The organism is Bacillus sp. SG-1, from assembly GCF_000181495.1.
GTDB lineage: Bacteria > Bacillota > Bacilli > Bacillales > Bacillaceae_B > Rossellomorea.
Map to the genome: position 1 here is coordinate 1 of NZ_ABCF01000002.1, position 24,774 is coordinate 24,774.

The following is a 24,774-nucleotide window of genomic DNA, read 5'->3' on the forward strand; positions in this document are numbered from 1 at the left end:
TTTTTCATTGAGAATTTCATACCCATAAGTCACACGTAAGCCATCATAGGACTCAATCCACGTTTTAACAAATGCTTTTTCGCCGTATCTTACCGGACTTTTGTAACTGATTTCTATATCAATCACGGGAGAAATGATCCCGTCCTTTTCCATATCGGCATATCGAAAACCAAGATCTTCGATAAGCTTTGTTCTCCCCAGTTCCATCCACACTAAATAATTGGCGTGATAGACAACACCCATTTGATCAGTTTCCGCATAACGGACTTCAATACTTTTCTCTGATATGTACATTACTTAATCACCTTTACTATATAGTTTCTCTCCTAAGTTTATCATAGAAGGACTATTGTCCATAGAAGAAGCTGCCGGAACTAATCCGGCAGCCGGTCTTATTTGTATTGATCATCCTGGCCGTTTCTTTGGTAGGCAGCCTCATCCTTCAATTCGCTTCTAAATGCGTCAATGCTCTCTCTGCGACGATCGTTTTTAGCTTCAATAGCCTGCTTCTGTTCATCGCTGTCTGTCATTGCCATTGACTCTTCTGCTCTCTCCATATTTTGGATTGTATGAAAGACCATGCTTTGCAGCTTATCAACATTATCGCTGCGGTCATCCGGATTAGGGCGGTTTTTATATTCTGCCATAGTTGGTTCCTCCTTTAATAAGGGTTTATAACTCGGTGCTATTCACCTTTTGTCTGGATCACTTGAGCATGTTGGCCTGACTTATCTTGCATTTGTCTTCCCTTATTTCCCCCTGCTTCACGCGGCTGGGTACCAAGGTGGTTCGGCACAAAATGTTTTCTGCTCCCTTTTGGATTGCTCATAAAAAAATCCCTCCCTTAATCATTAGAATTTCCAAAGGGAGAGAAGATATGAGCATTCTTTAATTAGATAATACTGCCTGTGCTGGCCTAATTTGACTGCGGCAGTTTAAGAGTGGAGGTGTTTTCAGTTTGGTCTTTAGAACCTCTCTATAGGCACTTTTGCACTCGAATGGCTTTCGTTTTAGTCTTTAATCCTTTCTTGAGACACTTTCGCACCTGAATGGCTCTCGTTTTGGTCTTTAAAACCTTTCTTGAGACACTCACTGTGATTGCCTCCATTGGTCAATAGACCCATTCTAGAGGAACTAAGGAACTCACTTAAGCGATTTTTGCACCGGGTTCTATTTAATATGTGTAATGCCGAAAAACCAACCGTATGGGCACAGTCGGTTCAGTTTGATCCTATCTTTTCAGCTTGGTTACTCCGCTTTGTCCATTCGCTTGATTTCCAGTCTGGACTCGATTCTTTCTTCGATAACATCCATTGCTTCTGCATCCATCATCAATGCTTTTTTGTTTTCATTCACTAGATCGGTAAATGACTTTTTTCTTGGTTTTCGCATTTTATACCCTCTCTTCTGTCATAGTTTATTTCTATTATGGGCAAAATGCGTGTTAATTATAATTAAATTTTCTAAAATTTTTAAAAAGAGAGGGTATTCTCATAAAGGAGAAAAATCCTATTGAACAAACACATGAAATCCTTCTTCATCCAACGCGCCGATATGCTTATTGATTACGTACCCTTTTTCATCAATCAGCATCGTTGTCGGAATCGATATCACCTGGTAGTCTTCATTCACTTTGTCGTCTTCATCCAGCAAAACCGGGAAGGAAATGCCTGCATCCCGCGCGAATTCTTCTGCATGATCTTCTGGATCAATGTTAATCGATATAACTTTAATATCCTGGTTTGTCTTATTGAACTCTTCTAATGCAGGCAATTCTTGCGTGCAAGGGGTGCACCAGGCTGCCCAGAAGTTGATCAAAACTTTCTCACCTTTTAAATCAGCTAAAGAAATGGTTTCACCAGTGAGTGTCTGTAGTGTAAAATCAGGTGCCATCGTTCCGAGCTTAGGTCCTGGCAAGCGATCCGGAACCTCTTCTTGTGTCAAGGATGTCGCAGCATTATCATTACTTAGAACTTCCTCTGTATTTTTAAATTCATACATCACGGGTAATGACTTATTTTCCGTGTAAATAACCACCATAAATAAAAATATTAATAATGTTCCCATCAGCATTTTCACTGATACAGCCCCTCCAATCGTGATATTCAATTTTATGAGGGCTTGTCTCGATTTATTATTAAAAATGAGGTTACCGGATAAAATCAATAGGTAAAGCTCTCAATTTAACGTCCTTAAAGAACCTAAAAAAAACACCCGTTTCAAAAGAAACGGGTGTTTGAGACTTTCATTATTACGCTTTAAGTTTGTCACGAAGAACCATTTGCAGAATTCCGCCATGACGGTAGTAGTCAACTTCAACATCAGAGTCGAAACGGACAAGCGCTTCGAATTGAGTTTTGTTGCCATCTTCGTCGGTAGCAGTAACTTTAACGATATCACGCGGTTTAACACCTTCAGCAAGTTCTACAGAGATAGACTCAGTACCTTTCAAGCCAAGTGTATCAGCATTTTCGTCCTTCTTGAATTGAAGTGGGAGTACACCCATCATTACAAGGTTTGAACGGTGGATACGCTCATAGCTTTCAGCGATGACTGTCTTGATGCCCAGAAGGTTTGTACCTTTGGCAGCCCAGTCGCGGGAAGATCCCATTCCGTAGTCTTTACCTGCAAGTACAGCCAGGCCAACGCCTTGTTCTTTGTACTTCATGCATGCATCATACATTGCCATTACTTCATCTTCAGGCCAGTAAGTAGTGAAACCGCCTTCTGTTCCTGGAGCAATGCGGTTACGGATACGGATGTTAGCGAACGTTCCGCGCATCATTACTTCATGGTTACCACGACGGGAACCATAAGAGTTAAAGTCGCGAGGCTCAACTCCGTTACTGCGCAGGTATTTACCAGCAGGTGTATCTTTACCGATGGCACCGGCAGGAGAAATATGGTCAGTTGTAACAGAATCACCGAACTTACCGACAACTCTCAATCCTTCTAAAGGCTTGATGTCTTCTGGTGTCGTAGCAAGACCTTCAAAGAATGGAGGGTTTTGAATGTACGTTGATTTTTCATCAAAGCTGTACAACGGTTCGTTGCTCGTTTGGATTTCGTTCCAACGTGCATTATCCTGGAATACATTTTCATATTCTCTGCGGAACAATTCAGGTGTAACTGTTCGTTTCACGACATCTTTCACTTCATCCTGTGTAGGCCAGATGTCAGCGAAGAATACATCATTACCGTCTTTGTCTTTTCCAAGAGAATCTTTTTGAAGATCAATATCCACAGTTCCTGCAAGAGCATATGCCACAACCAATGGAGGTGAAGCAAGATAGTTTGCTTTTACCAGCGGATGGATACGTCCTTCAAAGTTACGGTTACCGGAAAGAACTGATGTAAGCAATAGATCGGCATCTGCCACTGCCTTCTCAATTTCCGGAAGAAGCGGACCTGAGTTACCAATACATGTTGTACAACCGTAACCAACAAGGTTGAAACCAAGCTTTTCAAGCGGCTCTAGCAAACCAGAGTCCTCAAGGTAGCCTGTAACAACTTTTGATCCTGGAGCAAGTGATGTTTTTACATAATCAGGAACGATCATGCCTTTTTCAGCAGCCTTTTTGGCAACAAGACCAGCACCAAGCATTACATACGGGTTAGATGTATTCGTACAAGATGTGATCGCTGCGATACCGATACCACCTGTTGGAATTTTCACTTCTTCACCGTTTCTATTTGTATAAGAAGCCGTTTTATTGATTTCTTTCTCATCAAGACCAAAACCTTGGTTGCCTTCAGGATTTGTGATCGCCTCATGGAATGAAGATTTCATCTCAGAAAGAGGGATCAAATCTTGCGGACGCTTAGGACCGGAAAGGTTTGGTTCGATTTCAGACAGATTGATTTCTACTACATCTGTGTAGACAGGGTCTTCTCTATCCGGGGTGAAGAACATATCGTTCTCTTTCAGATATTGTTCAACCACATTAATGTGCTCTTCGGAACGGCCCGTTAAGCGCATGTAGTCAAGTGACTCTGCATCAACTGGGAAGAATCCGCAAGTCGCACCGTACTCAGGCGCCATGTTGGCAATTGTCGCACGGTCTGCAAGTGGAAGTGTCGCAACACCTTCACCGAAGTACTCGACAAACTTACCGACAACACCTTTTTGACGAAGAACTTGAGTCACTTTAAGAGCCAAGTCAGTAGCTGTGGCACCATTAGGAAGTGCTCCAGTCATCTTCACACCGATTACTTCAGGGATCGGGAAGTACGAAGGCTGTCCAAGCATTCCTGCTTCTGCCTCGATTCCACCTACTCCCCATCCTAGTACACCGATACCGTTGATCATTGTTGTATGGGAGTCAGTACCTACAAGTGTATCAGGGTATGTTTCAAATTCACCGTCTTCATTCTCGACAGCATGAACTACATTAGCCAGATACTCAAGGTTAACCTGGTGGACGATTCCAGTCGCAGGCGGTACAGCACGATAGTTTTTAAATGCTTTTTGCGCCCAGCTCAAGAACTGGTAACGCTCGGCATTACGTTCGAATTCAAGGTCCATGTTGACTGCAAGAGAGTCAGCAGTACCATATTTATCAACCTGTACAGAGTGGTCAATTACAAGATCAACCGGGATTTCCGGATTGATCTTATCAGGATCTCCACCGATATCAGCCATTGCTTTACGCAGGGAAGCCAAGTCCACCACGGCAGGTACTCCTGTGAAGTCTTGAAGGATTACACGTGAAGGCTTGAATGGAACTTCAGCATCCTTCACATCTGCAGAACCCCAGTTTGCCAGGTTTTCTACATGGTCTTTGTTGATTACGCGGCCGTCAAATTGGCGCAGTACAGATTCAAGCAATACCTTCACTGAGTAAGGTAAGCGTGAAACTTTTGCTACGCCCGCCTCTTCTAATGCTTTTAAACGATAATAATGATAGCGTTTCCCTGCTGCTTCAAATGAAGAACGGGAGTTAAATACGTCATTTTTCGCCATCTCGATTCCCCCTCTTAGAGATTGTAACGATTTTACGTGTGCTGAAAAGTTTGATTGTGTTTTCAACTTGGTTCACATTACCATCTTAATACAAGCGATTACATAAGTAAATATCAAGAAAGTTATTGTACTTGATAAGTTTTTCTTATGGGTTTCTAACTTTTCATTTTGCGACAAAACAAAAAGCCGATTATCGCAGGCTTTTGTTAAAATAGTCTGATTCTTTTGAGCAGTTTTTATTATCCTGAAAAAATAAAATGAAAGGATTTCAGCTTATAGGATAGCCTTCCCGAGGAAACGATAAGTTGCAAGGGGAGGTGATTCAAATGGCCAAAAGAAAAGCCAATCATATCCGTGAAGGCATGAATGCCGCCAAAGCACAAGGTACCGGAGCCGGATATAATGAAGAGTTTTCTAATGAACCGCTGACTGCCGCACAGAGACAGAACAACAAAAAGCGCAAGAAAAATCAATAATCAAACAATTTCAACTATATAGTAACAAATCTTTCACCTTATACTCAATTGAAAGGCCTTGCAATTTTCATTTAAAATGCCCAATCGATTTTAACACCTATGCGTCCGAAGGGTAAAAAAAAAGGATTGGCCATGTAAAATGTAAGTAGTTCACTTTAGAGGTACAATATGTAAAAACTCATAGTCTTTAGCATACGAATTTGCACGATTATTCGTATGCTATTTTAATTGATATTACAGCATTTCTTTTACGTTTAAGTGTGTTTTCGTATCTAATTTCGCATACGGTTCCACAACACTGAAAAATATATTGTAGGCTTTTGATTAAAGTGGCTAAAAAACATAACGGATTTTTAACGGATTTTATCCATTATGGTTAATCGTTCTTATAGGGATTAAAATAACTTAATAAGTTCACTGATTCAAAATTGACCATTTCTTCAAATTCAGCCAAGCGATTCTCTCTTCATGGCCCCCTCCACCATAAAAGCGAGGACCAATAAAGAAACAGTACCATGAACTTAGACCATAAGGGAGGAAATTGCCCTTATGGAAGAAATGTCGAAAAAAAATAGGTCATATAAGGGTAAAATTTTCTGCTATTTACTTAAAAAACATGAAAATTGGGTTCCTGAGCATGCTTAACGGAAAATCCTTCCCTTATTTGCTTCTCCCCAGCTAAAATAGGCAGTTTTAAGGAAAAGTTTTCCCCTATTTTAAGTACCCTTCTTTTGGTGACCTACTCAATTAATGAAATTTATTATGTGCATTTTATTACGAATTCATAGTAAAAAAGCAGCCCGTTTTGGACTGCTTTTCCTCGTTTTGTACTCAAAAACTGAACTACTTAGTGTAAAATGGCCAATCCTTTTTTTAGCTTGGATTCTGGTTCACCTGTTGCACTACAGAGGATAAATCAGATTTCATCTTTTCGAGCTGTTCCCGCTGATGTTCAGAAGCTACTTCCAGTGCATTTTCAATCTGCTGGTAGGCTTCGTTCACCTCGTTCTTTAAATGAGCGAGTTGATGACCGTAATCTGCACCATCCAGTACCATTTCATTCACTACGTCTTTTACTTCTTCATGACCTTGCTGGGCAGCTTGGAACGCCTGCTGTTTATCTTTATGATATGGCATGATATCATCTCCTTCAGAAAAAATAATCCAATGTTAGATTCTCCTTTTTCTACGGAAATTATACGGAATTCAATAAATACAAAGTAAGCAAGGGATGAATAAGAGGCTTTAAAAATCCGCATTCTACATTTAGGAGGGATGCGAAATGAACAAAAATGATAACAAAGATATGCGCAGAAATTACACTAAAGGGCAGCCTAGCGGACAACCCGAGCCTTTAAGCGGATCAAAGAAAGTTAAAAACCATAACCATACCCGCCAAAAACATAATCAACACCACGATATGTAAAAGTTAAACACAGTCCCTCTTTGGCGGGACTGTGTTTTTTTGCGCAGGTTACTCGGTTATTCGGTGGTAAGGTCATACTAAGTTGTTTCTCCCTAGACAACCAATTACAGGACTAATTTTTTTATATTGTGCTGTTTCCTTGATAATGACCCTATTACAGTGTTCAATTCTTTTTATTATGTGGTGTTCCCTGCTTAATACCTAATTATAGGGCTCATCGTCCTTCTGTATTAAAGTAATTTCCGCTTAATCCCATTATTACAGAACGAATTACTCTTCAAAATTCTGTGTTTCATAACCCACTCAATCCTGACTTATTAACGTCTCGCTGATGACCGGGATTTCTTCCGGGTCTACGGTCCTGAAGTCGAGGAGCAGTTCATCTCGGTATATTCGTGCGATGATTGGTGTATCTGCTTTCCGCAGCATTCTCTCCAGTTGAGCAGCTTCCAGTTGGGAATGTTTTAGAGAAAGAACAAAGGTGTCAAGTTCTACTTCAGGCATCGTCCCTCCACCCACCTGGCTTTTGTCAGGTTTAACTTCTGCATGGAAGTTGTTTGTTTTTTCATTTAAAACATGAGCCATATCATCTGCAATTTTCTTTAGTTCGTCCGTTTTCATAAGCAGGGACCGATAGGCCGGGATATTATTCACATTGCCTCTTAAATAATCAAGAAGGGTCCCTTCCAAAGCAGCCAACGTCATTTTATCTACACGGAGGACCCGGGCAAGCTGATGTTTTTTCAAAGCATCAATGATGTCTTTCTTGCCTGCAATGATACCCGCTTGCGGTCCGCCAAGCAGTTTATCGCCACTGAAGGATACTATGTCCGCACCTTTAGTGATCACTTCTTTCACCAATGGCTCGGAACCTATCCCATGCTTCTTTAGGTCATAAAGCATGCCGCTCCCCAAGTCCTCGTAATAGATGACATGCTCCTGAGTTGAAGCTAAATTCACAAGTTCATCCGTCGTAGCTTCTTCAGTAAAACCTTTAATGACAAAATTGCTTCTATGAACCTTCATCAGCATGGAGGTATTTTCGTTGAGGTTATCAGCGTAATCTGAGATACGCGTCTTGTTCGTCGTGCCGACTTCCACCAATACTGCGCCGCTTTCTTCCATAATCGATGAAACCCGGAATGATCCACCGATTTCGACTAGTTCCCCCCTGGAGACAATAACTTCTTTTTCTTTGCCAAGAGCGGATAGGATTAGAAATACTGCAGCTGCATTGTTGTTGACCACCATTGCTGCTTCGGATCCCGTAACTTCCCTGAGGAGAATTTCCGCATGCTTATGGCGGGAGCCGCGGGTGCCATTTTCTATATCATATTCCAAGTTATTATAATTCTCAGCTATTTCCAGAACATGCTGAGCTGCAGTTTGGCTTAATCTTGCCCGACCGAGGTTTGTGTGGAGAATAGTACCGCTTGCATTGATTACTTTTGATAAAGTGTAGGAAAATTTATGTTTTGCTGCTTGATGGGCTTGTTCTATTAAATGATTATTCAAATCTGCACTCCCTGGCACAGGACCGTCCCATGTCGCGTCAAGAATTTTCTTCCTTAGAGTGGCCACAGCCTCTTTAATGAGGTCAGTTCCCTGTTCAACCGATATGTTTCGTTCTTTTATCATTTTTGCAAAATCCTCACCTTGCTGGATTTCATGGATGGAAGGTATTTTTCGTAACAGTTCCTTCATAATAGTTGCCTCCTGATCAATAACACAATGAATATTTCACATTATACCACCCACACATCATAACCCAAAAAGAATAAACTGATGAAAAGTCACTTATATTGCTGTTCATCCAGATTTTCACTAACTGCTTGCTTTTTCCTTTAAAGGGATGACAGAATCCCTGTCCAGGAACTGAACCAGCAAGAACCTGCGAAAAAAGACAATAGGAAAGATGGAGGAAATCATGTCAAATCCAGGAGATGATTTTAAACTAGAAGAGTGGGAGCGGTGGATGCAAGACTGGCTGCTCGACCCCTATACAACCAAGCTTGATGAGTCGCAGTTCAGGCTTGACCTGTTCGACACCACTGAAGCTTACATTGTTGAAGCTACGATTGAGGATTTTATTATGAGAGAAGTGACTCTTACAAAAAAAGAACAGACACTTACGATTGAGATAACTCCTATGGAGGAATCACCTACCAGGACTCGTTCAGTCAATTTTCCTTTCTCCTTAAAATATAATCCAGTCCGGTTATATCCCAGAAAAGGTCACTTTGAGATCCATATCTTGAAAGCGCTTGACGCTAAGCCCGTCCCTTCTGTCATTCGATTTCAGGGGCACCTCTGAAAAGGAGAAAGGATTAGCCCCATGCAAGGCTGATCCTTTATTTGTTGTGGATTAAATCAATCATTTCATCTATATCAGGAAAGACTCCTGTTTCCAATTTTGAATATAATTTTTCTCCATTAACATTCACTTCAAAGGCACCGCCGGATGATGGGACCAATTTCAATTCCTCAAGATCCGACCTGAAGTGGTTAAATAACTCTTCCGCGAACCTCGCGGCTTTTGGTGCATAGTTTCACTGCATACAAAACTCAACGGAAACGGTAAAATTCTTCATATACATCCTCCTTTTTATAAGGTTCTTTCTTTCTGACATTTTAATACACGTAAAAACATTCTGCAAACGCCCTCATTCAATACACACACCTCATTAAGTCGAATCAGGGAGACTTAAGTTAAATACGAATCATAGGCAGTAAAAAACTTACCGGAAAAAACACGTGCAATGTAAGGAAAAGTCTTTTCATTGTTTTGAGGATGAAAATCACCAAACCATAACACTTTTTTATCAAAGCCTATAAATGGTTGTATAAACTCCCTTTTGTCTGTTTGAAACTTTATTAAAGGGATTGATCTGTTTTGTTTACATAATATTATTATAGTTTTTTCGTCCTCGACTGCTTTTAATGCACGCCAGATTGTGTCAGAAACGTCTTCCGTTTTTTCAAATGACAGGATAATCTCTTTCTTTGCATTAATAATATCTTTTTTCAGTCCCTCAATATTGTTTATCCGAAACCACCTGAGCCGCTTTGTGAATTTCCGGTCAAAAACAGAATTCGGGCCTTCAGTATGCCTGTGTCTCTTTTTCTCCAGATAATCAATCAGTTTCCGAACTGGCTTTGTTTCATGGACATGATTTTTGATAAATTGATGATCACCCAACAAAATGAATTTCCCTTTCGCTCTTGTCACCGATACATTAATCAGCCTGCCGCTTTCCCTTTTCGTCAAAAGTGTTCCAGCCTTTTCTTGGGGAGAGCCGTCTGTTAAATCAAATAAAATCATATCTTTTTCAGATCCCTGAAATTTATGAACCGTAGAAGCGAAAATATCCGCAGTTAGTACAAGATCACGATGATTAAGGAAAATAGGCAAAAGCCTGTTCATCCATTTGGCTTGTGCTCGGTAAGGGGTCACATATCCAATTGTGGGCATTCCTGATTCATTAGCCGCCAGCATCATCTGGATCGATATAAGACTCGACATAAGATTCCAGCGGGAGCCGCCGTCTGTCTGACACCAAGGTAAATTGTCGGTTACAGGTAATAAAAAAGCCGCTTCTCCCTCAAAAGGTAAAAGGTTCGCAGCAGAAGTACGTTGTTTAAGAACATCGGGATGATCAGAAACCAATGAATGATAAAAATATTTGTTTGTAAAAGCGGAAATATGGGGATGCATCCTGCGCTGGACAGGCAGCAACATTAGATGTGGATGATGCAGGCTGTTTTCCACCGATCTTGTAATGCCAGACAAATGGAATATATCCTGTTTCAGCCATTTTTCCACAAGTCCATGTCGTGAAACCGCGATAGGGGGAAGCTGTTTAAAATCACCGCAGATAATCACCCGGCTCCCAAGTGTAGCGGCAAAAGCAATTTGAGGTGTATAAGCCATGCTTGCTTCATCAATGACAACGAGATCAAATTGGCTTTGATAAATCAAAGGATCGGTTGCCGCTTTCGAAAGAGTTGTCGCAACAACCCTTGCATCATTCACAAACTGTGCTTCATTTTTTCTAAGTTTTTCCCTTAATTTTGCCAACCCGATTTCAATTTTTGTCAACTGTGCTGACTCTCTTGAATTAAATCCTGCCGAAAGTTTTTTCTTGAGAACCATTCGTTTCTTTTCGAACTTCCTCTTCCTTTCACCGGAACTTGAATCAGCTAATTCAGCGAGCTTTGTCACGCTCAAGTCAGGATAGGAAGATACCTCTTCTTTTTCAGGGAAGCCGTACCGAATGACTTCTCCACTTGTCCATTTCTCATTTTCCTGCAAGAAGCGGTTCAATTCCAAAGTCAATACATCAATCGCCGCGTTGCTATGCGAGAGAAGTAAAATCTTCTTGCCGTTTACATACTGATAAGCCGCAGCACGAGCAAGGGTATAGGTTTTGCCGGTACCTGGAGGCCCCCAGATATAGGTCACAGGATTATACTTTGATCGCAATACTGCTTCATGCACGAGGCTCTTCGCTTTCCCCTCAGGATGGTAAGCCTTTTCTCCGGTATCCATCACCTTATCAATAATTTTTAATTTGACGGAACTCTCCTCAATTTCTTCAAGCCTATCTATCAATTTGTTGAGAAGATCCCAAGGTTCATTATGTAATAATCCTTTGCCTACCTCTTCCCCTAAATCAGTATCCAGTTCGACGATGACATCGACCCCTTCAGATGAAAGCACACTTCCTTCAACCTTCTTTTTTCCGTAATCAAAGATTACCGCTCCCCCTGGAAATAGGCTCACTGGATAGGCGAGAACAAGCCAATAAACAGCCCCTCTTTCACTGGTTGCCAGATGCTGGCCCCTGAGAACCATAATTCCTCTGCTTTCAAACTCTTTTAACTTTTGAATTTCCGCAATCAATGCTGTCTTCCATTGCTGTATCATTCTTATCGTTGCATTCATGAAAAGACTCCTATTTGTATGATTAATCTTCATATAAGGTGAGATTCTAGTATAAATTCATTCTTTTACCCAACTTAGCCATAGATTTAACCTTCAAATGTTCTGTGTATATTCTAGCTAAGTAACACAAAATAATACATTAAAGGAGGCATTTATTATGAGTTTTATTTTGTATCTGATTATTGGTGGTATTATTGGGTGGCTCGCAGGTTTGATTCTTGGAAAAGATGTTCCCGGCGGCATCATCGGCAACATCATCGCCGGGATTATTGGTGCATGGCTTGGAGGGTTGATCTTTGGAGACTTCGGTCCTACTATAGCTGGCATGGCTATCATCCCAGCCTTGATAGGGGCCATCATCCTGGTATTCCTTCTAAGCCTAATCATGAAAAAAATGAGAAAGGCGCATTAACATTTTCATCCCATTAAATAAATAGGCTGTGACAAAGTCACCTACCAATAGTGAGTTGATTGGTAGGTGACTTTTCCTTTTGCTCCAAACCACATACAAAACAACCTTTTATTGGTAGGCGATAACTGACAAAATTCAAACTCACCTGCAAATATCAAGCTGATGGCCAGCTAACCTTTCCGTTTGCTCATTACCCCACACAAAATATAGATAAGAAAAACAGGCCGATGTAGGCTGAGTCAATCAGCGGCCTGTTCATTTAAAGACTTTTTCCTTTAAGGAGCCCTGATTCGTTAAAACTCCTCTTTTTTATATCTTTCAGCGTAGTATAGAACATCCTCTACATACTGCTCGCTGTGATTATAAGCAAATACAGCCCTTTCTATGTCTCCTTCAGCAGCACCATTGTTCGAGAGATAGTTTGCCGCACTGTGAACGGCATCTTCAATATCCCATGGATCCGCTTTGCCATCACCATTGGCATCTACTCCATATCCACCATACTTCTCGATCACGCTGGGATCAGTCATTTCATCCTTTGGGATATTTCCTTTTCCAAGTCCTCCGCAAGTTGGATGAGACCATCCTACGAAGGTGCAGGGCATAAATTGAAGATGCCCCTCCGCACCTACTGGAGAAACCATCGTATTCATTTGTGAGAATTTCGTTTCCACTCTGTGATGTGCCGCCAAGAGGTTCCATGGCACGCCATATTTACGTGCAGCTTCTTTATAAATAGGGATATATTCTGGAGGAATTTCGTCCTTTGCTTCCTCTGATAATTCCTGATAAGTCAAAAATCCGCCATATACGATGAAGTAGACAACAAGAATTGTGAAAGGAATGAGTAGGATTCTAAAGGGAGAACCCTTTTTCGATTTACGTTTCGGTCGTTTATTTACCATTAAGATGCATCAACCTTTTAATGAGTGTCCAATCTATTTTAAGTAAGTTTAAGGATATAAGCAACTTATTACCTTCTTAATACTAAAGTTCGTGTATGTATAGAAAATAAAACAACTTCAGCAGAGAATTTCTACTGAAGTTGAAAACATATTACTTTACAAAAGCCGCACCGACGATGATCAAAAGAATAAACAGAACAACAATCAGCACGAAACTTCCTCCGTACCCATAGCCGCCACCATAGCCGTATCCACCATAACCGCACATACTAAACACCTCCTCGTACAAAGGGTATTACACTGTATGCTGATTATAGGGAAATGACTGAATTAAACGCCCTTATGGGTTAAAAACGGTCCTCTAATCGATGGTTATCCAGTAGACAATTAATGATAGCGCTAGATCCTCTTCACCCCTGCAGAAAATTTCCTTTCTGATAAAATTAACCCGTTTAATTCCTGGGGATTGTTACAGTGGGTTTGAATCTCTGTCACTAAAGCTGACTCTGCAAACAAATTTACAAGTCCCTAATAACCAATATGCACTACTTCCTGCCGGGCTTTAACTACGAAAGCAGACAGGCCATGATGACCTGTCTGCTTTTACTATCAACGTATTTTATTGCGTGGTTTTGGTTTTAAATATAAGCCTAATTCTTTCTTTTCTTTTGTTAATGCTCTGTACAATGAAACCATCATTAGTATCATGATCATCGAAAACGGGAAGGCAGCAATGATCAATGCATTCTGTAAAGCCTGCAGTCCGCCACTGTACATTAATATCAGTGCAACTGTTGACTGAGCAATTCCCCAAGTTAACTTCACTGTATTTGGCGGAGTCAACGAGCCGTACGTAGTCTGCATACCAAGGACAAATGTCGCAGAGTCAGCTGAAGTAATGAAGAATGTACTGATCAAGATAACCGCTACAACTGAAAGAATTGCAGATAACGGAATTTGGTTAAATACAGCAAATAGAACTTCCTCTGTTGCAAAAGTAGTTAAGTCTACTGCACCTAATTGCTGGAGTTCTATGGCTGTTGTTCCGAAAACTGAGAACCAGAGCATGCTGACAAGTGATGGCAGCAGAAGCACTCCGAATAGAAATTCACGGATGGTTCTTCCGCGGGAAACCCTTGCGATGAAGATTCCTACGAACGGAGACCATGAAATCCACCATGCCCAGTAAAATATCGTCCAGCCATTAATCCAGGACTGGTGATCTTCATTTAGCGGGGCAATTCGGAAAGACATCCTCACAAGGCTTTGTACGTATGCACCTAATGTATCAGTAAAAAGATTTAGAATAAGCAGTGTCGGTCCTACAATGAACATAAGGACCAATAACGCTATTGCAAGCACCATATTCGTATTACTCAAATATTTGATCCCTTTACTTAGTCCGGACCAAGCAGAAATCATGAATAGAACGGTGACAATGGCTATGATGATAAATTGCATGGTGAAGTTATTCGGTATTCCCAATAGATAAGAAAGGCCACCATTGATTTGTGCTGCACCGAATCCAAGAGTAGTTGCCACCCCTACTACCGTGGCAAAAACAGCCAGAACATCAATGACGGTTCCAAGTGGACCATTCACACGGTCTCCGAATATCGGCTTCAAGGTTGCAGATACGAGTCCAGGCTCACCTTTTCTGAATTGAAAATAAGCCAGGGCAAGTGCTACCAGTGCATAAATGGCCCATGCATGGATTCCCCAGTGGAAGAAGGTATAACGCATTCCTTCCTTGATTGCTTCATTTGTTCCTCCCTCCGCCAGCGGAGGTGCAATAAAATGAGAAAGCGGTTCAGCTGCTCCCCAGAATACAAGCCCGATCCCCATGCCGGCACTGAAAAGCATCGCGAACCAAGTAGTTGTGTTATATTCCGGCTTTTCATCCGGTTTACCGAGTCGGATTGTCCCGATAGGACTGATGATAAGAAAGATACAAAAAATAACAATCGAAGTTACCAGTATTAAGTAATACCAGCCAAACCTCGTTGTAATAAATGACTGGACTCTTGCTGTAGATTCTTCAAAACTGTCAGGAGCACTAACTCCAAAGATCAGGGCAGCCAAGACGATTGCAACCGTGATCCAAAAAACACTTGATATTTTTTTCATCTTCATTCCCCTTCCGTATGTAATTCTTATTTTTTGGGTTGTCCTATACATTTTATAACCTTGCTTCCGCCCGTTAAAACAACATCCTTAACCATAACAGATGGATTTCTATAATTTCAACTAATATGCCTGTTTTTAGAAACTTTTCAGCATTACTTCTGCTTACTTATTTATTTCTCGGCTTATTTTCTCCCTGAATAGTAAAAAGATACTCTGAAATAATAAAGCTTCCAACAACCTGAAATAATGCATGAATCCAACATCGCCTACAAAAGCTAATTTTTGAATGAGAAGAATATCATTAGGAGGATCATCATGCAAAAACAAAACCAAAACGCGCAGCATGAAGTAGCAAAAGAATTAGCCGAAAAACAAATGAGTGACCGTAAAGAAATACAATCGGTAAAAAATCCAAACACAAAACCCGGCCGTTAACACATTAAAGCGCTAAAAGGGACAGTCCCTCTTAGCGCTTTAATGTGTTAACGTCATTCAATAATTTGTACGGTTATACTTTTCACGCCGTAATCTAATGCTTCCTCACGTGATGGTATAAAAATATCAATTCGATTTCCTTTAATCGCACTGCCTGTATCTTCTGCTGTTGCATACCCAAAACCTTCAACATATACTTTCGAGCCAAGCGGGATAACAGCTGGATCAACAGCAATGACCTTTTCATCAGGATTGGCTCTCAGGTTCACCCCTGTTTTCGTAATGCCGATACACCCTTCGCAGTAGGCTGTATATGCCGTGGCTTTAACCTCTACTTCCTTGACGACTTGGTCGGTATTGTTGTCCTTCGCTGCCTTGTTCTCTTTTGATTCGGACTGCTTTTGAACTAACACTTCTTTTCCATTATGGATTAATTCCTGCCTTGTCTCTACAGTGATAACCGCCTCATCTTGTTTGGAAGCCAGTTCCCAAAGCATGTCGCCTTCTTTAATATTGTGATAATTTTCCACAGTGACTTCTGACTCTATGACTGTATATTCTTCTGCTTGTACAGATAATGTATAAATTCCGATAGTTATAAGAGTTAATAGTGTGAACAGTAAAGTTTTTTTCATGATGTGTCCTCCTTTATGGCTGTAAAAAGCCAACAGAAGACATAGTAACATAGCCTTATCTCCTGTCGGTGACAAAAGGATGATGAAAACATTACATTTTATTAAAACAACGTAATTTTTCAGGAATAATTTCACACACCGTCCATTTTCTTTAGATTTCCTGTATATTTTACCATTAGTTATTTTACTAAATTTCCCTATTGACGTTTATCCCCTGACATTAAAAGATAAATACAACTAGAGGGTTTTAAAACAAAATTTCTCTCTGTACGATTTCATTATGAAAAAAATATTTCATAAGGAGGATGAACAGATGAACATTCGACACACCCTTAATAAACTAGAAAACCTTCATTTACAAAAGCCTGACAAACTTCTGACAATGTACCTTAACACGGATAGAAGAGATCCTGATCAACAGGGAGGCAAATGGAAAATCGCCCTTAAAAATGGATTCAACAGTTTCGAAGAATATCTTGAAATAAGCAATGAGGAAGAAAGAAAGAGATTTCACAGCATTCGTGAAAAAGTTGAATCCCATGTTGCCAGCCTGGAAAGAGATCTCCCTCGCAGTATTGTTGTTTTTGCCTCCAAGGACAGCGGCATATGGGAAACTCTTGAACTGCAAGTTCCAGTTCAAACAAATTTTTATTGGGAAGAATTTGCCGTAGTTGATCAACTTAAGGAAATTCATTCTCAACACCCTCTTACCGGGGTGATCCTGGTACAGCAGAACCAGGTTAAATTAATTGAAACAGCGCTTGGACAAGTCGAGGACACTGAAATGTATCACTTTGATTTAGATACAGAGGAATGGCGCAGACATGCAGGTCCTCAGCCCGCTGATATCAATATCGGCGGCAACGGAGGAAGCGCTAATCAGGATGATCATTACAAGGAAAGAATCGAAGCCCATCAAAAACGCTGGTATAAAAGTCTGGGCAATAAGCTTGACCGGGAGGCAGCCGGCCGCAAATGGGAGAAAATTATCGTCGTCGGAGATAAAGGTGCCGGACATCTATTAAGTGAAAATATGAATAAAGAAGTAGACGACGTCCTCCAAAAGAATCTATTAAATCAAAAAGAAGAAAAGGTATTGGAAGAAGTATTTTCATAAACAGCTCATAGCTTTAGGCAAAGGTTCCTCACCTTTGCCTTCTTCTTTGCCCCATTTGAGGTCCTATGCACAAAAAAAGCAAAGGCTAAGCCTTTGCTTTTTTGAAGTATGATTATTCTAAAATAGTTACTTTTACTGAACGTACTCCCCAATCAAGAGCATCTTGTCTATTAGGAATGAATACGTCGATTTTATTTCCTTTGATCGCACCGCCAGTATCCTGTGCTGTCGCATATCCATATCCCTCTACATATACCTTGGTCCCAAGCGGGATAACATTAGGGTCTACTGCGATAACTTTCGCATCTGGATTCGCATTCAGGTCAACACCTGTTCTCGTGACTCCTGAACAACCTACACAGCTTGCTGTATAAGCTGTCGCTTTCATCGTGATTGCATTAGCCGCTTCTTGTGTCGGCTGCGTATTCACAGGTGTTTCAGCTGGCTGAGCTGGTGCTGATTCCTGAACTGCAGGTGCCGCAGATGCAGTTTCTTGTGCAGCAGGTTCAGCTGCAGGCTCCTCTGTTGTCTGCTGTGGAGTTGATGCTGTCTCTTGCTCAGTAACCAACGTTGCCAGTCCACGGTTGTCCAGATCAATTGTAAGTTTTTGCCCTGGGTGAATAATATTTGAAGTCAATGAATTGGAATTTTTAAGTTCATCGACTGATACACCATAATATTTTGCAATTCCCCATAAAGAATCTCCAGACTCTACTGTATAAGTTTCAGTAGATGAAACTCTCAATTCCTGTTTAGGGAAAATTAGATCAGAGTTTAGGTTATTCCATTTTAGAAGGTTCTCAACACTTGTTCCATATTCTTTTGATAACCCCCATAGAGTATCGCCCTTCTTAACTTCTACTTTTTCTGCAGAGGCACTTGCGCCCATTGATAGTGTTAAACTTGCTGCCGTTGCAAGAGTAATAACTGTTTTTTTCATTGTCGTAATCCTCTCCTTCGTTAGTAAGTGGTACGATATCTTTACTCACATTCTTCATGCTAACATAGGAGTACTACAATGCGATTACGAGAGTATAATAGAGTCAATACATTTGTATTTCAACGCTGTAATGGGATATTATTCCTACTTTTTGAAAGGATTGGAAGTATCTAAATAGGATAGAAAAGGTTATGTAAAAGAGGTTTAGAGAGGGAGTTATGATGGTAAATATATATCTTGTTATCTATTATGATACCTTGGCCAGCCGGCAAATTCAATAGGTTATACGAAGTTTTTTTAAAATCTATTGTCCTCTATTAATGTGTGCTTTTTGAGGTGCATCCTGCAAAAAAACTCCGGCACTGTCTATACATCCAGCCCTCAAAAAAGCAGCCTGTGATCAAATTAAAGTAGTTCACTTTAGAAGTACAAACCATAAAAATTCATAGTCTTTAGCATACGTATCCGCACCATTATTCGTATGCTGTTTTTATTGAAATTACAGTTTTTACCTTTCAAGTGTGTTTACGTATCTAAACTACCATCACGTTTCGCAACACTGAATATTTTTTGTAGACCTTTAATTTACGTAGCGAATTATTTACTTGCGGAATGAATAAAAGACCTAACAGAATTAGAATTGAGAACTTAAAATGAAGAAAGAATCATTTTTCTTCCAGTGAAATGCTAAGTTATTTTAATCCCCAGAAACCATAGCTTATATAATAAGGGAAGAAATTTCCCTTATTAATTAAATGTTAAGGAAAATAGGTCAAATAGGCGAAAAATCTTCCGCTATTAACTAAAAAAACATAAAAACTGGATTACTGAGCATGTTTAACGGAAAATTCTTCCCTTATTTACCTCTCTCTAGCTAAGTTCTGCAGTTTAACAGAAAAATTCTCCCTTATTTTAAATACTCTTCCTCTTCCCTTGGTGACTTTCTCTATCAATGAATTTATTATCGGATTTTACAATACGAATCCAAAGTAAAAAAGCAGTCCGTTTTAGACTGCTTTTTTCTTGTTTTGCACAGATTTTATGCTTTTATCTTTGAATCGTCTCCTCTTCCCTTCATACCTTCTTTCAGTAAATGGATGTTAAAGAGTTAAAATGATGGGTTCTCCTTTTGTCACGATGATTGTATGCTCGATTTGAGCAACAGAGCTTTTATCTTCTGTGACAAATGTCCATCCGTCAGATTCTTGGACAATTTCTTCTGCTTTAGTAGAGACGAATGGTTCAAAAGCAATGACCATCCCATCTGCCAGCAAACCATTATCCCATGGGTCAAAATAATTCATGATGTGGGCCGGCTCTTCATGAAGTGACTTTCCTACACCATGTCCTGTCAAGTTCTTGATGACAGTGTATCCATTTTTGCGTGCTTCATTATGCACGGCCTTGCCAATGCCGTTCAATTTAGCTCCCGCTTTGATTTTTTTCAAGCCTGCATCAAATGATTTTTTGACCGCTTCACACAAATCCAGTAGTTTTTCGTCCCCGTCACCTACAACGAAGGAAATCCCTGTATCTGCATAGAATCCGTCCTTTGATCCGGACACGTCAATATTGATCAGGTCACCTTCCTGTATGATCCTTTCCCCGGGAATACCATGGGCAACTTCTTCATTGACACTGATGCAAGTAAAGCCCGGAAAATCATACTCTTGTTTTGGAGCCGAGATTGCGCCGTGTTGTTCAAACAGACTTGCCCCCAACTCGTCCAATTCCTTGGTCGTCATTCCTGGTTTTGCAGCATTTTTCATTTCATCCCTGATGAATGCGACAATCCTGCCGATGACTTTCATTGATTGTAATTCTTGTTCATTTTTAATAATCATGTAATCTTCCTTCTTTTATAAAGTAGTCTTTTTATATTATACAGATTTCATACTGAATGAGAAGGAAATTGCACTATCAGGGAAAAGTTCAACGTAATGTTGCGTGCAGCTCATCAACCTTTTCGTTAAGAAACTTCAAATCCCATTCCTGCATGTTTTCTTTGTCAATATTCTGCAGGATATACCTATGGAAGCTGAAGACTGTTTCCTGCCGGTTTTCAGGCATTTCTTTTTGAATGATGATCATTGCATCCAACAATGCCAAAATGACGGATATATCTTGGTTGGCATAATGCACTATTTGATAGAAGGCTTTGTATAGCAGCCTGTCAAACATAAAGAACGGTATCGTTACCCTTGGGTTGCCATCTTGGTCTGTTAAGGTTAGCACGCCGTCATTCAACTCCGCGGTTTCACCAAGAAGGACACCCAGATACCTGATGCAATCCCTTGCCGTATTGGGGTCGTTAATTGAAGGAGACACAGCTTTTACAGCTATCTCGGAAATCCTTTGAATCGAGAATTCCAAATCATATTTTCCCATTCTTGCACTGCCGAGGGAAAGAAATTCCGTTAGACCCTCATTCGTTTTTTTGTTACTGTAAATGGTATAAAGGGGCTGCCCTTCCCTAATAAACTTCCCTATCCCTATATTTATATCGATGTGGATATCTTTTTCTTCACAATGTTCTAAAATACCTTTGAAGTCAACAAATTGCAGGAATCCGCTTTGTTTGCTGCAAACTTCTTCCTTGAGTTTGTAAAGCGGTGGAACCAATTTTGTTTCCTGCACAACGTTCTCTTTCTGAAGGTCCTTATAGAAATTCAATACTTTCAACGAATCCTTTTCCAATCTGCCAACTAAACTGCTGATTTGAATGGACGTAGCTACATGATGAATGAAGTAGGCGAAGAAGGCCAGGCACACAACAGCATAAACCACTCCAAAAAAAGATGCTGTGACAAACTGCTGATTCAGCGATTGTCTCATGAACAAAAGAGCGGTGATGCAATAAATAAACCCGCCCATAAATATCCCAAGGCCCCGAACCGTTGTTTTATCATTAACAAAATGTTTAAGGGCCCGTGGTGAAAATTGTGATGAATATGTAGTCAGGACCACCATCACTGTAGAGAAAGTGAATGTCGTCATCGTCAGCAGCGAACCGGCTATAGTGCTTAAAACAATTTGCGCCAAATCGATTCTAGTCATCATAAAACTGGGAAGGTACCCTTCAATGGAAGCAGCCATATAATAATCAAACGTAATCGTCATTATTGCCAGTATCAGCGATGACACGCTGTATAGGGATGGAACAAACCATATTCGATCTTTTAAGTTAATCAAAAAACTTTTCAAACAATCACCCCTCTTGCGAAAATGCGTTATCCATTATGCCATAACACTTCATTAAAACAAAATCATAAAAAACCGGCCTTGAAGCCGGTTTTAAATAACTTCATTGAAGCTGTTCGACGAAGGCTTTGGCGGTACTTAAACCGGATTGAGGATTCTGCCCTGTAACAAATCCGGTGTCTGTTACTACATAATTCGAAAAAGGATTACCCTTTTGAAAGTCTGCCCCATTTTCCCTTAACTTAGATTCCAGCAGAAATGGCACTAATGAATCCATTTCTGATTGCTGCTCCTCTTCATTTGTATAGCCAGTGATCCTCTTTCCTTCTACAAGGTACTTTCCAGAAGAAAGTTTTACGTCTACAAACCCTGCCGGACCATGACAAACAGCGCCAATCAATTTATTATTTTCCCCAAAATGGGCAAGCGCCTTCTGTAAAGCTGGATTTCCTGGAAGATCAAACATTGTTCCATGTCCGCCCGGCAGGAAGATGGCATTATAATCATTTACATTTACTTGAGATAGCACAAGGGTACTTTCTAACTCCCTGATGGCTCCTTCCCATTCATCCGGAGGCATTTCTCCTTCAGTAGTACTCCGGGGATCGACTGGAACTCTCCCTCCTTTTATACTGGCAACACTCACACTATAATTTCGGTTTGTAAATTCCACATATGGCTCCGCAAATTCAGACAGCCATAAACCTGTAGGATTCTCTTTATCGATTTGTTCAGTATTCGTCAGGACGATTAAGATTTTCTTCATGGTAACCATTCCTCCTTCTACGGTGTTAACCTGTATTTATCCATGCAGAGACCGGATTAAACAATATACTTGTTGGTTTCAAAGCTGCCGAATTGTGTAAATAAAGAATGGCAAGATACTGAATTTGAAAGGAGACCGAACTATTGAAAAGATTTTTTGCATTGGTCTTTTTTACTATTGTTCCTCTTTTCTGCGTTGCATGCAGCCCCAATCAACAAATAGAAGAGCTTACTAATGAAAAAGCCAAACAGAAGATTGATTCAGGAGATATTACCGTACTCGATGTGCGTACGGAAGAAGAGCATGCTGCAGGACATATCCAAAAAAGTATTTCGATTCCCCTAGGTGACCTGGAGGATCGGCTGGATGAATTGGATAAAAACGGAGCTTATATGGTCGTCTCTCAAACAGGAAGCGAATCTTCACAGGCAGCAGCTGTATTAGTAAACAATGGCTTTACGGAAGTGTATCAATTGAAGTCCGGTATGAGCGCATGGAGCTACCCTCTTGAGAAATAAAGAAAACCTGTGCTGAAGGAAACAGCACAGGTTTCTATTATTTAGGCTCTTTTCTTAAATTTTGTTGCTATTTAATAGAATTTTGAAGGATATAGACATCATTCACGCCAAATATCCTAGTATGCCAGGAAGAAAAGAGCTGCTCTCCCTGTTCAGAGAAAAAAACTAGTTATCAGGGGGAAAATCCGGCACTAGGGATTTTTCCGAAGGCAACAATCTATACAAAAAAGCCATTATTTAATAACTAGCAATTCTTTTGGAAATCTCGTAAGGGTTTCATATCCATTTGCCGTGACAAGTACATCATCTTCAATACGGACTCCGCCGATTTCCGGTAAATAGATTCCTGGTTCAATGGTATACACCATGCCTTCTTTCAGTATCCCATCATTCAAATGGCTCATGGAAGGAAATTCATGAACATTGATACCTAAACCATGCCCGATACGATGTGGGAAGTACTCTCCATATCCTGCATCAGTTATGACTTTACGGGCAATACTGTCCAGATCACCAATTCTGTTACCCGGCTTGCTCGCCTCCAGTGACGCCTTTTCAGCTTTCAGGACCGTTTCGTAAATTTCTTTTTGTTTGTCTGATACTGACTTAAAAGCAACTGTTCGTGTGATATCAGAGCAATACCCGTCCAGTACCACTCCTAAATCGAACAGGACAAAGTCCCCTGGCTTCAGTCGTCGGTCACCAGGATTACCATGTGGCTCCCCCGATTTTTCCCCGAAGAGGACCATGGTTGAAAAAGACATCTGCCTGATTCCTTTTTTCTTCAACTCATACTCAATCTTAGCCAGTACTTCCATTTCCGTGATGCCCTCCTGGAGTGCATCCACCCCAGTCTGCACCCCAAAATCCGCCAACTCCGCGGCGCGCCGGATAATCTCAATTTCTCTTTCATCTTTTACTACACGAAGATCATTTAAGTGATCTTCCGCATTGATCACTTCAGCATTAGAGAAAAGAGACAAGAATGCTTCACCCCTTGCATAGGACAGCACTTCTTTTTCCAATGCCACTCTCTCCGCTTCAGCTGTATTTCTTTTGTTGATGGCCCCCTCGATAAGATCCCAAGGATTTTCATGGTCGGCATAGCCAATGATTTCATTGTTCCAACCTGTATTTCTCAATTGACCTTTTTCCATGGCCGGGAGAACAAACAGGGGTTCCGCCTCCTTAAATAGAAACAGTCCCATTAAACGTTCATGAGGGTCAGTCAGGAAATTCGATAAGTAAAAAACATTTTCTTTTGAGTTGATAAAAACGGCTTCAATGTTCTGTTCTTTCATCCACGATTGAAGCTTCTCAATACGGTTGTTCATTCTCCCCACTCCAATTCTTTCATATGTAATCTATATGTTCTTGAAAATCGTACCCTTTCAACACATTATCATAATTTTTAGACAAAGTTAATTTAAATGCAAATAGGAAGGAAATGAGGTGAATAAAATAATTGAACTGAAGGCAGATATGTTGATACTGTGACAGTCTGTTATCGGAGTGAAACCATGTGGAGTTTATCTCTAAGAATGTGTCCCAATTTATTCAAAATAAAAAACACCCTCATTTACATTTTATGTAAGAAGGTGTTTCTCTGTACTGATTTATACCTCGGCTGTACCGATGAAGTCCTTTAATAGTTCCTCAGCCTGGATACGCGCTTGCACATTTTCAGTACTGATAGGTGTGAATTCCAACTGGCCTGCACGCTCTGAAACTTCAATCATGATTTCATTTGTTACATGGAAAGGAAAAAGAGCTCTTGGAAGATGTTGCATTTCCGTATTATCTTCTACTGTTTCATTTTCAAATAATGATAGTGTAATAATTTCATCAGACATATTTTCAATTTTGTATAGACCTATATCCATTACAGTTTCACTCCTCTATGAATAT

General features: G+C 40.4%; 25 protein-coding genes and 1 pseudogene. 6 read left to right on the plus strand and 20 right to left on the minus strand.

What is annotated here, in order from left to right:
* The 6 genes from BSG1_RS03670 to acnA form a co-directional block, all read right to left on the minus strand.
* Positions 1 to 294 (minus strand): acyl-CoA thioesterase (locus BSG1_RS03670; RefSeq protein WP_006835499.1); only part of this gene is annotated, 294 nt, incomplete at its 3' end.
* Between the two features lie 98 nt (positions 295 to 392).
* Complete coding sequence (gene tlp, locus BSG1_RS03675; protein ID WP_006835500.1) at positions 393 to 647, minus strand: small acid-soluble spore protein Tlp; 255 nt, start codon at positions 645 to 647, stop codon at positions 393 to 395.
* A gap of 38 nt (positions 648 to 685) precedes the next feature.
* Positions 686 to 829 (minus strand): acid-soluble spore protein N, encoded by a 144-nt coding sequence (locus BSG1_RS03680; RefSeq protein ID WP_006835501.1) that lies wholly within the window; start codon positions 827 to 829, stop codon positions 686 to 688.
* A gap of 419 nt (positions 830 to 1,248) precedes the next feature.
* Positions 1,249 to 1,392: an FbpB family small basic protein gene (locus BSG1_RS20075; RefSeq protein ID WP_006835503.1), complete on the minus strand. Its 144-nt coding sequence runs from the start codon at positions 1,390 to 1,392 to the stop codon at positions 1,249 to 1,251.
* 117 nt (positions 1,393 to 1,509) lie between these two features.
* Positions 1,510 to 2,073, minus strand: a complete 564-nt coding sequence (locus tag BSG1_RS03685) for a peroxiredoxin family protein (protein ID WP_232214192.1) — start codon at positions 2,071 to 2,073, stop codon at positions 1,510 to 1,512.
* Positions 2,074 to 2,251: 178 nt separating this feature from the next.
* Positions 2,252 to 4,963 carry an aconitate hydratase AcnA gene (acnA, locus tag BSG1_RS03690; RefSeq protein WP_006835505.1) on the minus strand — a complete coding sequence of 904 codons (2,712 nt, stop codon included), beginning with the start codon at positions 4,961 to 4,963 and terminating at the stop codon, positions 2,252 to 2,254.
* Positions 4,964 to 5,289: 326 nt separating this feature from the next.
* Between acnA and sspO the strand changes: the two genes are divergently transcribed.
* Positions 5,290 to 5,439: a small acid-soluble spore protein O gene (gene sspO, locus BSG1_RS03695; protein ID WP_044022356.1), complete on the plus strand. Its 150-nt coding sequence runs from the start codon at positions 5,290 to 5,292 to the stop codon at positions 5,437 to 5,439.
* Between the two features lie 873 nt (positions 5,440 to 6,312).
* Here the strand turns inward: sspO and BSG1_RS03700 are convergent.
* Entirely contained in the window at positions 6,313 to 6,576 is a 264-nt protein-coding gene (locus BSG1_RS03700) for a hypothetical protein (RefSeq protein WP_006835507.1), read from the minus strand.
* Between the two features lie 145 nt (positions 6,577 to 6,721).
* Here BSG1_RS03700 and BSG1_RS20080 point away from each other — a divergent pair, with 145 nt between their 5' ends.
* The gene (locus BSG1_RS20080; RefSeq protein ID WP_006835508.1) at positions 6,722 to 6,865 is read left to right on the plus strand and encodes a small acid-soluble spore protein P; all 144 of its coding nucleotides are present in this window, start codon (positions 6,722 to 6,724) and stop codon (positions 6,863 to 6,865) included.
* A gap of 303 nt (positions 6,866 to 7,168) precedes the next feature.
* Here the strand turns inward: BSG1_RS20080 and selA are convergent, their stop codons facing one another.
* Entirely contained in the window at positions 7,169 to 8,569 is a 1,401-nt protein-coding gene (gene selA, locus BSG1_RS03705; RefSeq protein WP_006835509.1) for an L-seryl-tRNA(Sec) selenium transferase, read from the minus strand.
* Between the two features lie 223 nt (positions 8,570 to 8,792).
* Between selA and BSG1_RS03710 the strand changes: the two genes are divergently transcribed.
* Positions 8,793 to 9,179, plus strand: a complete 387-nt coding sequence (locus BSG1_RS03710) for a hypothetical protein (RefSeq protein WP_044022357.1) — start codon at positions 8,793 to 8,795, stop codon at positions 9,177 to 9,179.
* 37 nt (positions 9,180 to 9,216) lie between these two features.
* Here the strand turns inward: BSG1_RS03710 and BSG1_RS21710 are convergent.
* Positions 9,217 to 9,402: pseudogene (locus tag BSG1_RS21710) on the minus strand (Rdx family protein); the annotation flags it as partial.
* A gap of 167 nt (positions 9,403 to 9,569) precedes the next feature.
* Positions 9,570 to 11,810, minus strand: a complete 2,241-nt coding sequence (locus tag BSG1_RS03715) for an AAA domain-containing protein (RefSeq protein WP_006835513.1) — start codon at positions 11,808 to 11,810, stop codon at positions 9,570 to 9,572.
* Positions 11,811 to 11,967: 157 nt separating this feature from the next.
* On the opposite strand from BSG1_RS03715, the gene BSG1_RS03720 reads away from it, so the two are divergent.
* Positions 11,968 to 12,222, plus strand: coding sequence for a GlsB/YeaQ/YmgE family stress response membrane protein (locus tag BSG1_RS03720; RefSeq protein ID WP_006835514.1), 255 nt, complete (start codon positions 11,968 to 11,970; stop codon positions 12,220 to 12,222).
* A gap of 293 nt (positions 12,223 to 12,515) precedes the next feature.
* Here BSG1_RS03720 and BSG1_RS03725 read toward each other — a convergent pair whose 3' ends face one another.
* From BSG1_RS03725 to BSG1_RS21620, 4 genes are all read right to left on the minus strand, one after another.
* Positions 12,516 to 13,127, minus strand: coding sequence for a lytic transglycosylase domain-containing protein (locus BSG1_RS03725; RefSeq protein ID WP_006835515.1), 612 nt, complete (start codon positions 13,125 to 13,127; stop codon positions 12,516 to 12,518).
* Positions 13,128 to 13,278: 151 nt separating this feature from the next.
* Positions 13,279 to 13,395, minus strand: a complete 117-nt coding sequence (locus tag BSG1_RS20090; protein WP_006835516.1) for a YjcZ family sporulation protein — start codon at positions 13,393 to 13,395, stop codon at positions 13,279 to 13,281.
* A 341-nt stretch (positions 13,396 to 13,736) separates the two neighbouring features.
* Complete coding sequence (locus BSG1_RS03730; RefSeq protein WP_044022358.1) at positions 13,737 to 15,254, minus strand: glycine betaine uptake BCCT transporter; 1,518 nt, start codon at positions 15,252 to 15,254, stop codon at positions 13,737 to 13,739.
* A gap of 488 nt (positions 15,255 to 15,742) precedes the next feature.
* Positions 15,743 to 16,324, minus strand: coding sequence for a 3D domain-containing protein (locus BSG1_RS21620; protein WP_052302356.1), 582 nt, complete (start codon positions 16,322 to 16,324; stop codon positions 15,743 to 15,745).
* Positions 16,325 to 16,637: 313 nt separating this feature from the next.
* Here BSG1_RS21620 and BSG1_RS03740 point away from each other — a divergent pair, with 313 nt between their 5' ends.
* On the plus strand, positions 16,638 to 17,441 hold the full coding sequence (locus BSG1_RS03740) for a VLRF1 family aeRF1-type release factor (protein ID WP_044022359.1): 804 nt from the start codon (positions 16,638 to 16,640) through the stop codon (positions 17,439 to 17,441).
* A 112-nt stretch (positions 17,442 to 17,553) separates the two neighbouring features.
* On the opposite strand, the gene BSG1_RS03745 is transcribed toward BSG1_RS03740, so the two are convergent.
* From BSG1_RS03745 to BSG1_RS03760, 4 genes are all read right to left on the minus strand, one after another.
* Positions 17,554 to 18,381, minus strand: a complete 828-nt coding sequence (locus BSG1_RS03745; protein ID WP_006835521.1) for a LysM peptidoglycan-binding domain-containing protein — start codon at positions 18,379 to 18,381, stop codon at positions 17,554 to 17,556.
* 1,100 nt (positions 18,382 to 19,481) lie between these two features.
* A complete protein-coding gene (map, locus tag BSG1_RS03750) occupies positions 19,482 to 20,225 on the minus strand; it encodes a type I methionyl aminopeptidase (RefSeq protein WP_006835522.1) in 744 nt (247 codons plus the stop codon).
* An 88-nt stretch (positions 20,226 to 20,313) separates the two neighbouring features.
* Positions 20,314 to 21,585 (minus strand): DUF2254 domain-containing protein, encoded by a 1,272-nt coding sequence (locus BSG1_RS03755; protein ID WP_052302357.1) that lies wholly within the window; start codon positions 21,583 to 21,585, stop codon positions 20,314 to 20,316.
* Between the two features lie 100 nt (positions 21,586 to 21,685).
* The gene (locus tag BSG1_RS03760) at positions 21,686 to 22,348 is read right to left on the minus strand and encodes a type 1 glutamine amidotransferase domain-containing protein (RefSeq protein WP_232214185.1); all 663 of its coding nucleotides are present in this window, start codon (positions 22,346 to 22,348) and stop codon (positions 21,686 to 21,688) included.
* Positions 22,349 to 22,491: 143 nt separating this feature from the next.
* Between BSG1_RS03760 and BSG1_RS03765 the strand changes: the two genes are divergently transcribed.
* Entirely contained in the window at positions 22,492 to 22,866 is a 375-nt protein-coding gene (locus tag BSG1_RS03765) for a rhodanese-like domain-containing protein (RefSeq protein ID WP_006835525.1), read from the plus strand.
* A 233-nt stretch (positions 22,867 to 23,099) separates the two neighbouring features.
* On the opposite strand, the gene BSG1_RS03770 is transcribed toward BSG1_RS03765, so the two are convergent.
* Together BSG1_RS03770 and BSG1_RS03775 are read right to left on the minus strand one after the other, a co-directional pair.
* On the minus strand, positions 23,100 to 24,200 hold the full coding sequence (locus BSG1_RS03770; RefSeq protein WP_006835526.1) for a M24 family metallopeptidase: 1,101 nt from the start codon (positions 24,198 to 24,200) through the stop codon (positions 23,100 to 23,102).
* Positions 24,201 to 24,482: 282 nt separating this feature from the next.
* Positions 24,483 to 24,749 (minus strand): hypothetical protein, encoded by a 267-nt coding sequence (locus tag BSG1_RS03775; protein ID WP_006835527.1) that lies wholly within the window; start codon positions 24,747 to 24,749, stop codon positions 24,483 to 24,485.
* Positions 24,750 to 24,774 lie beyond the last annotated feature (25 nt).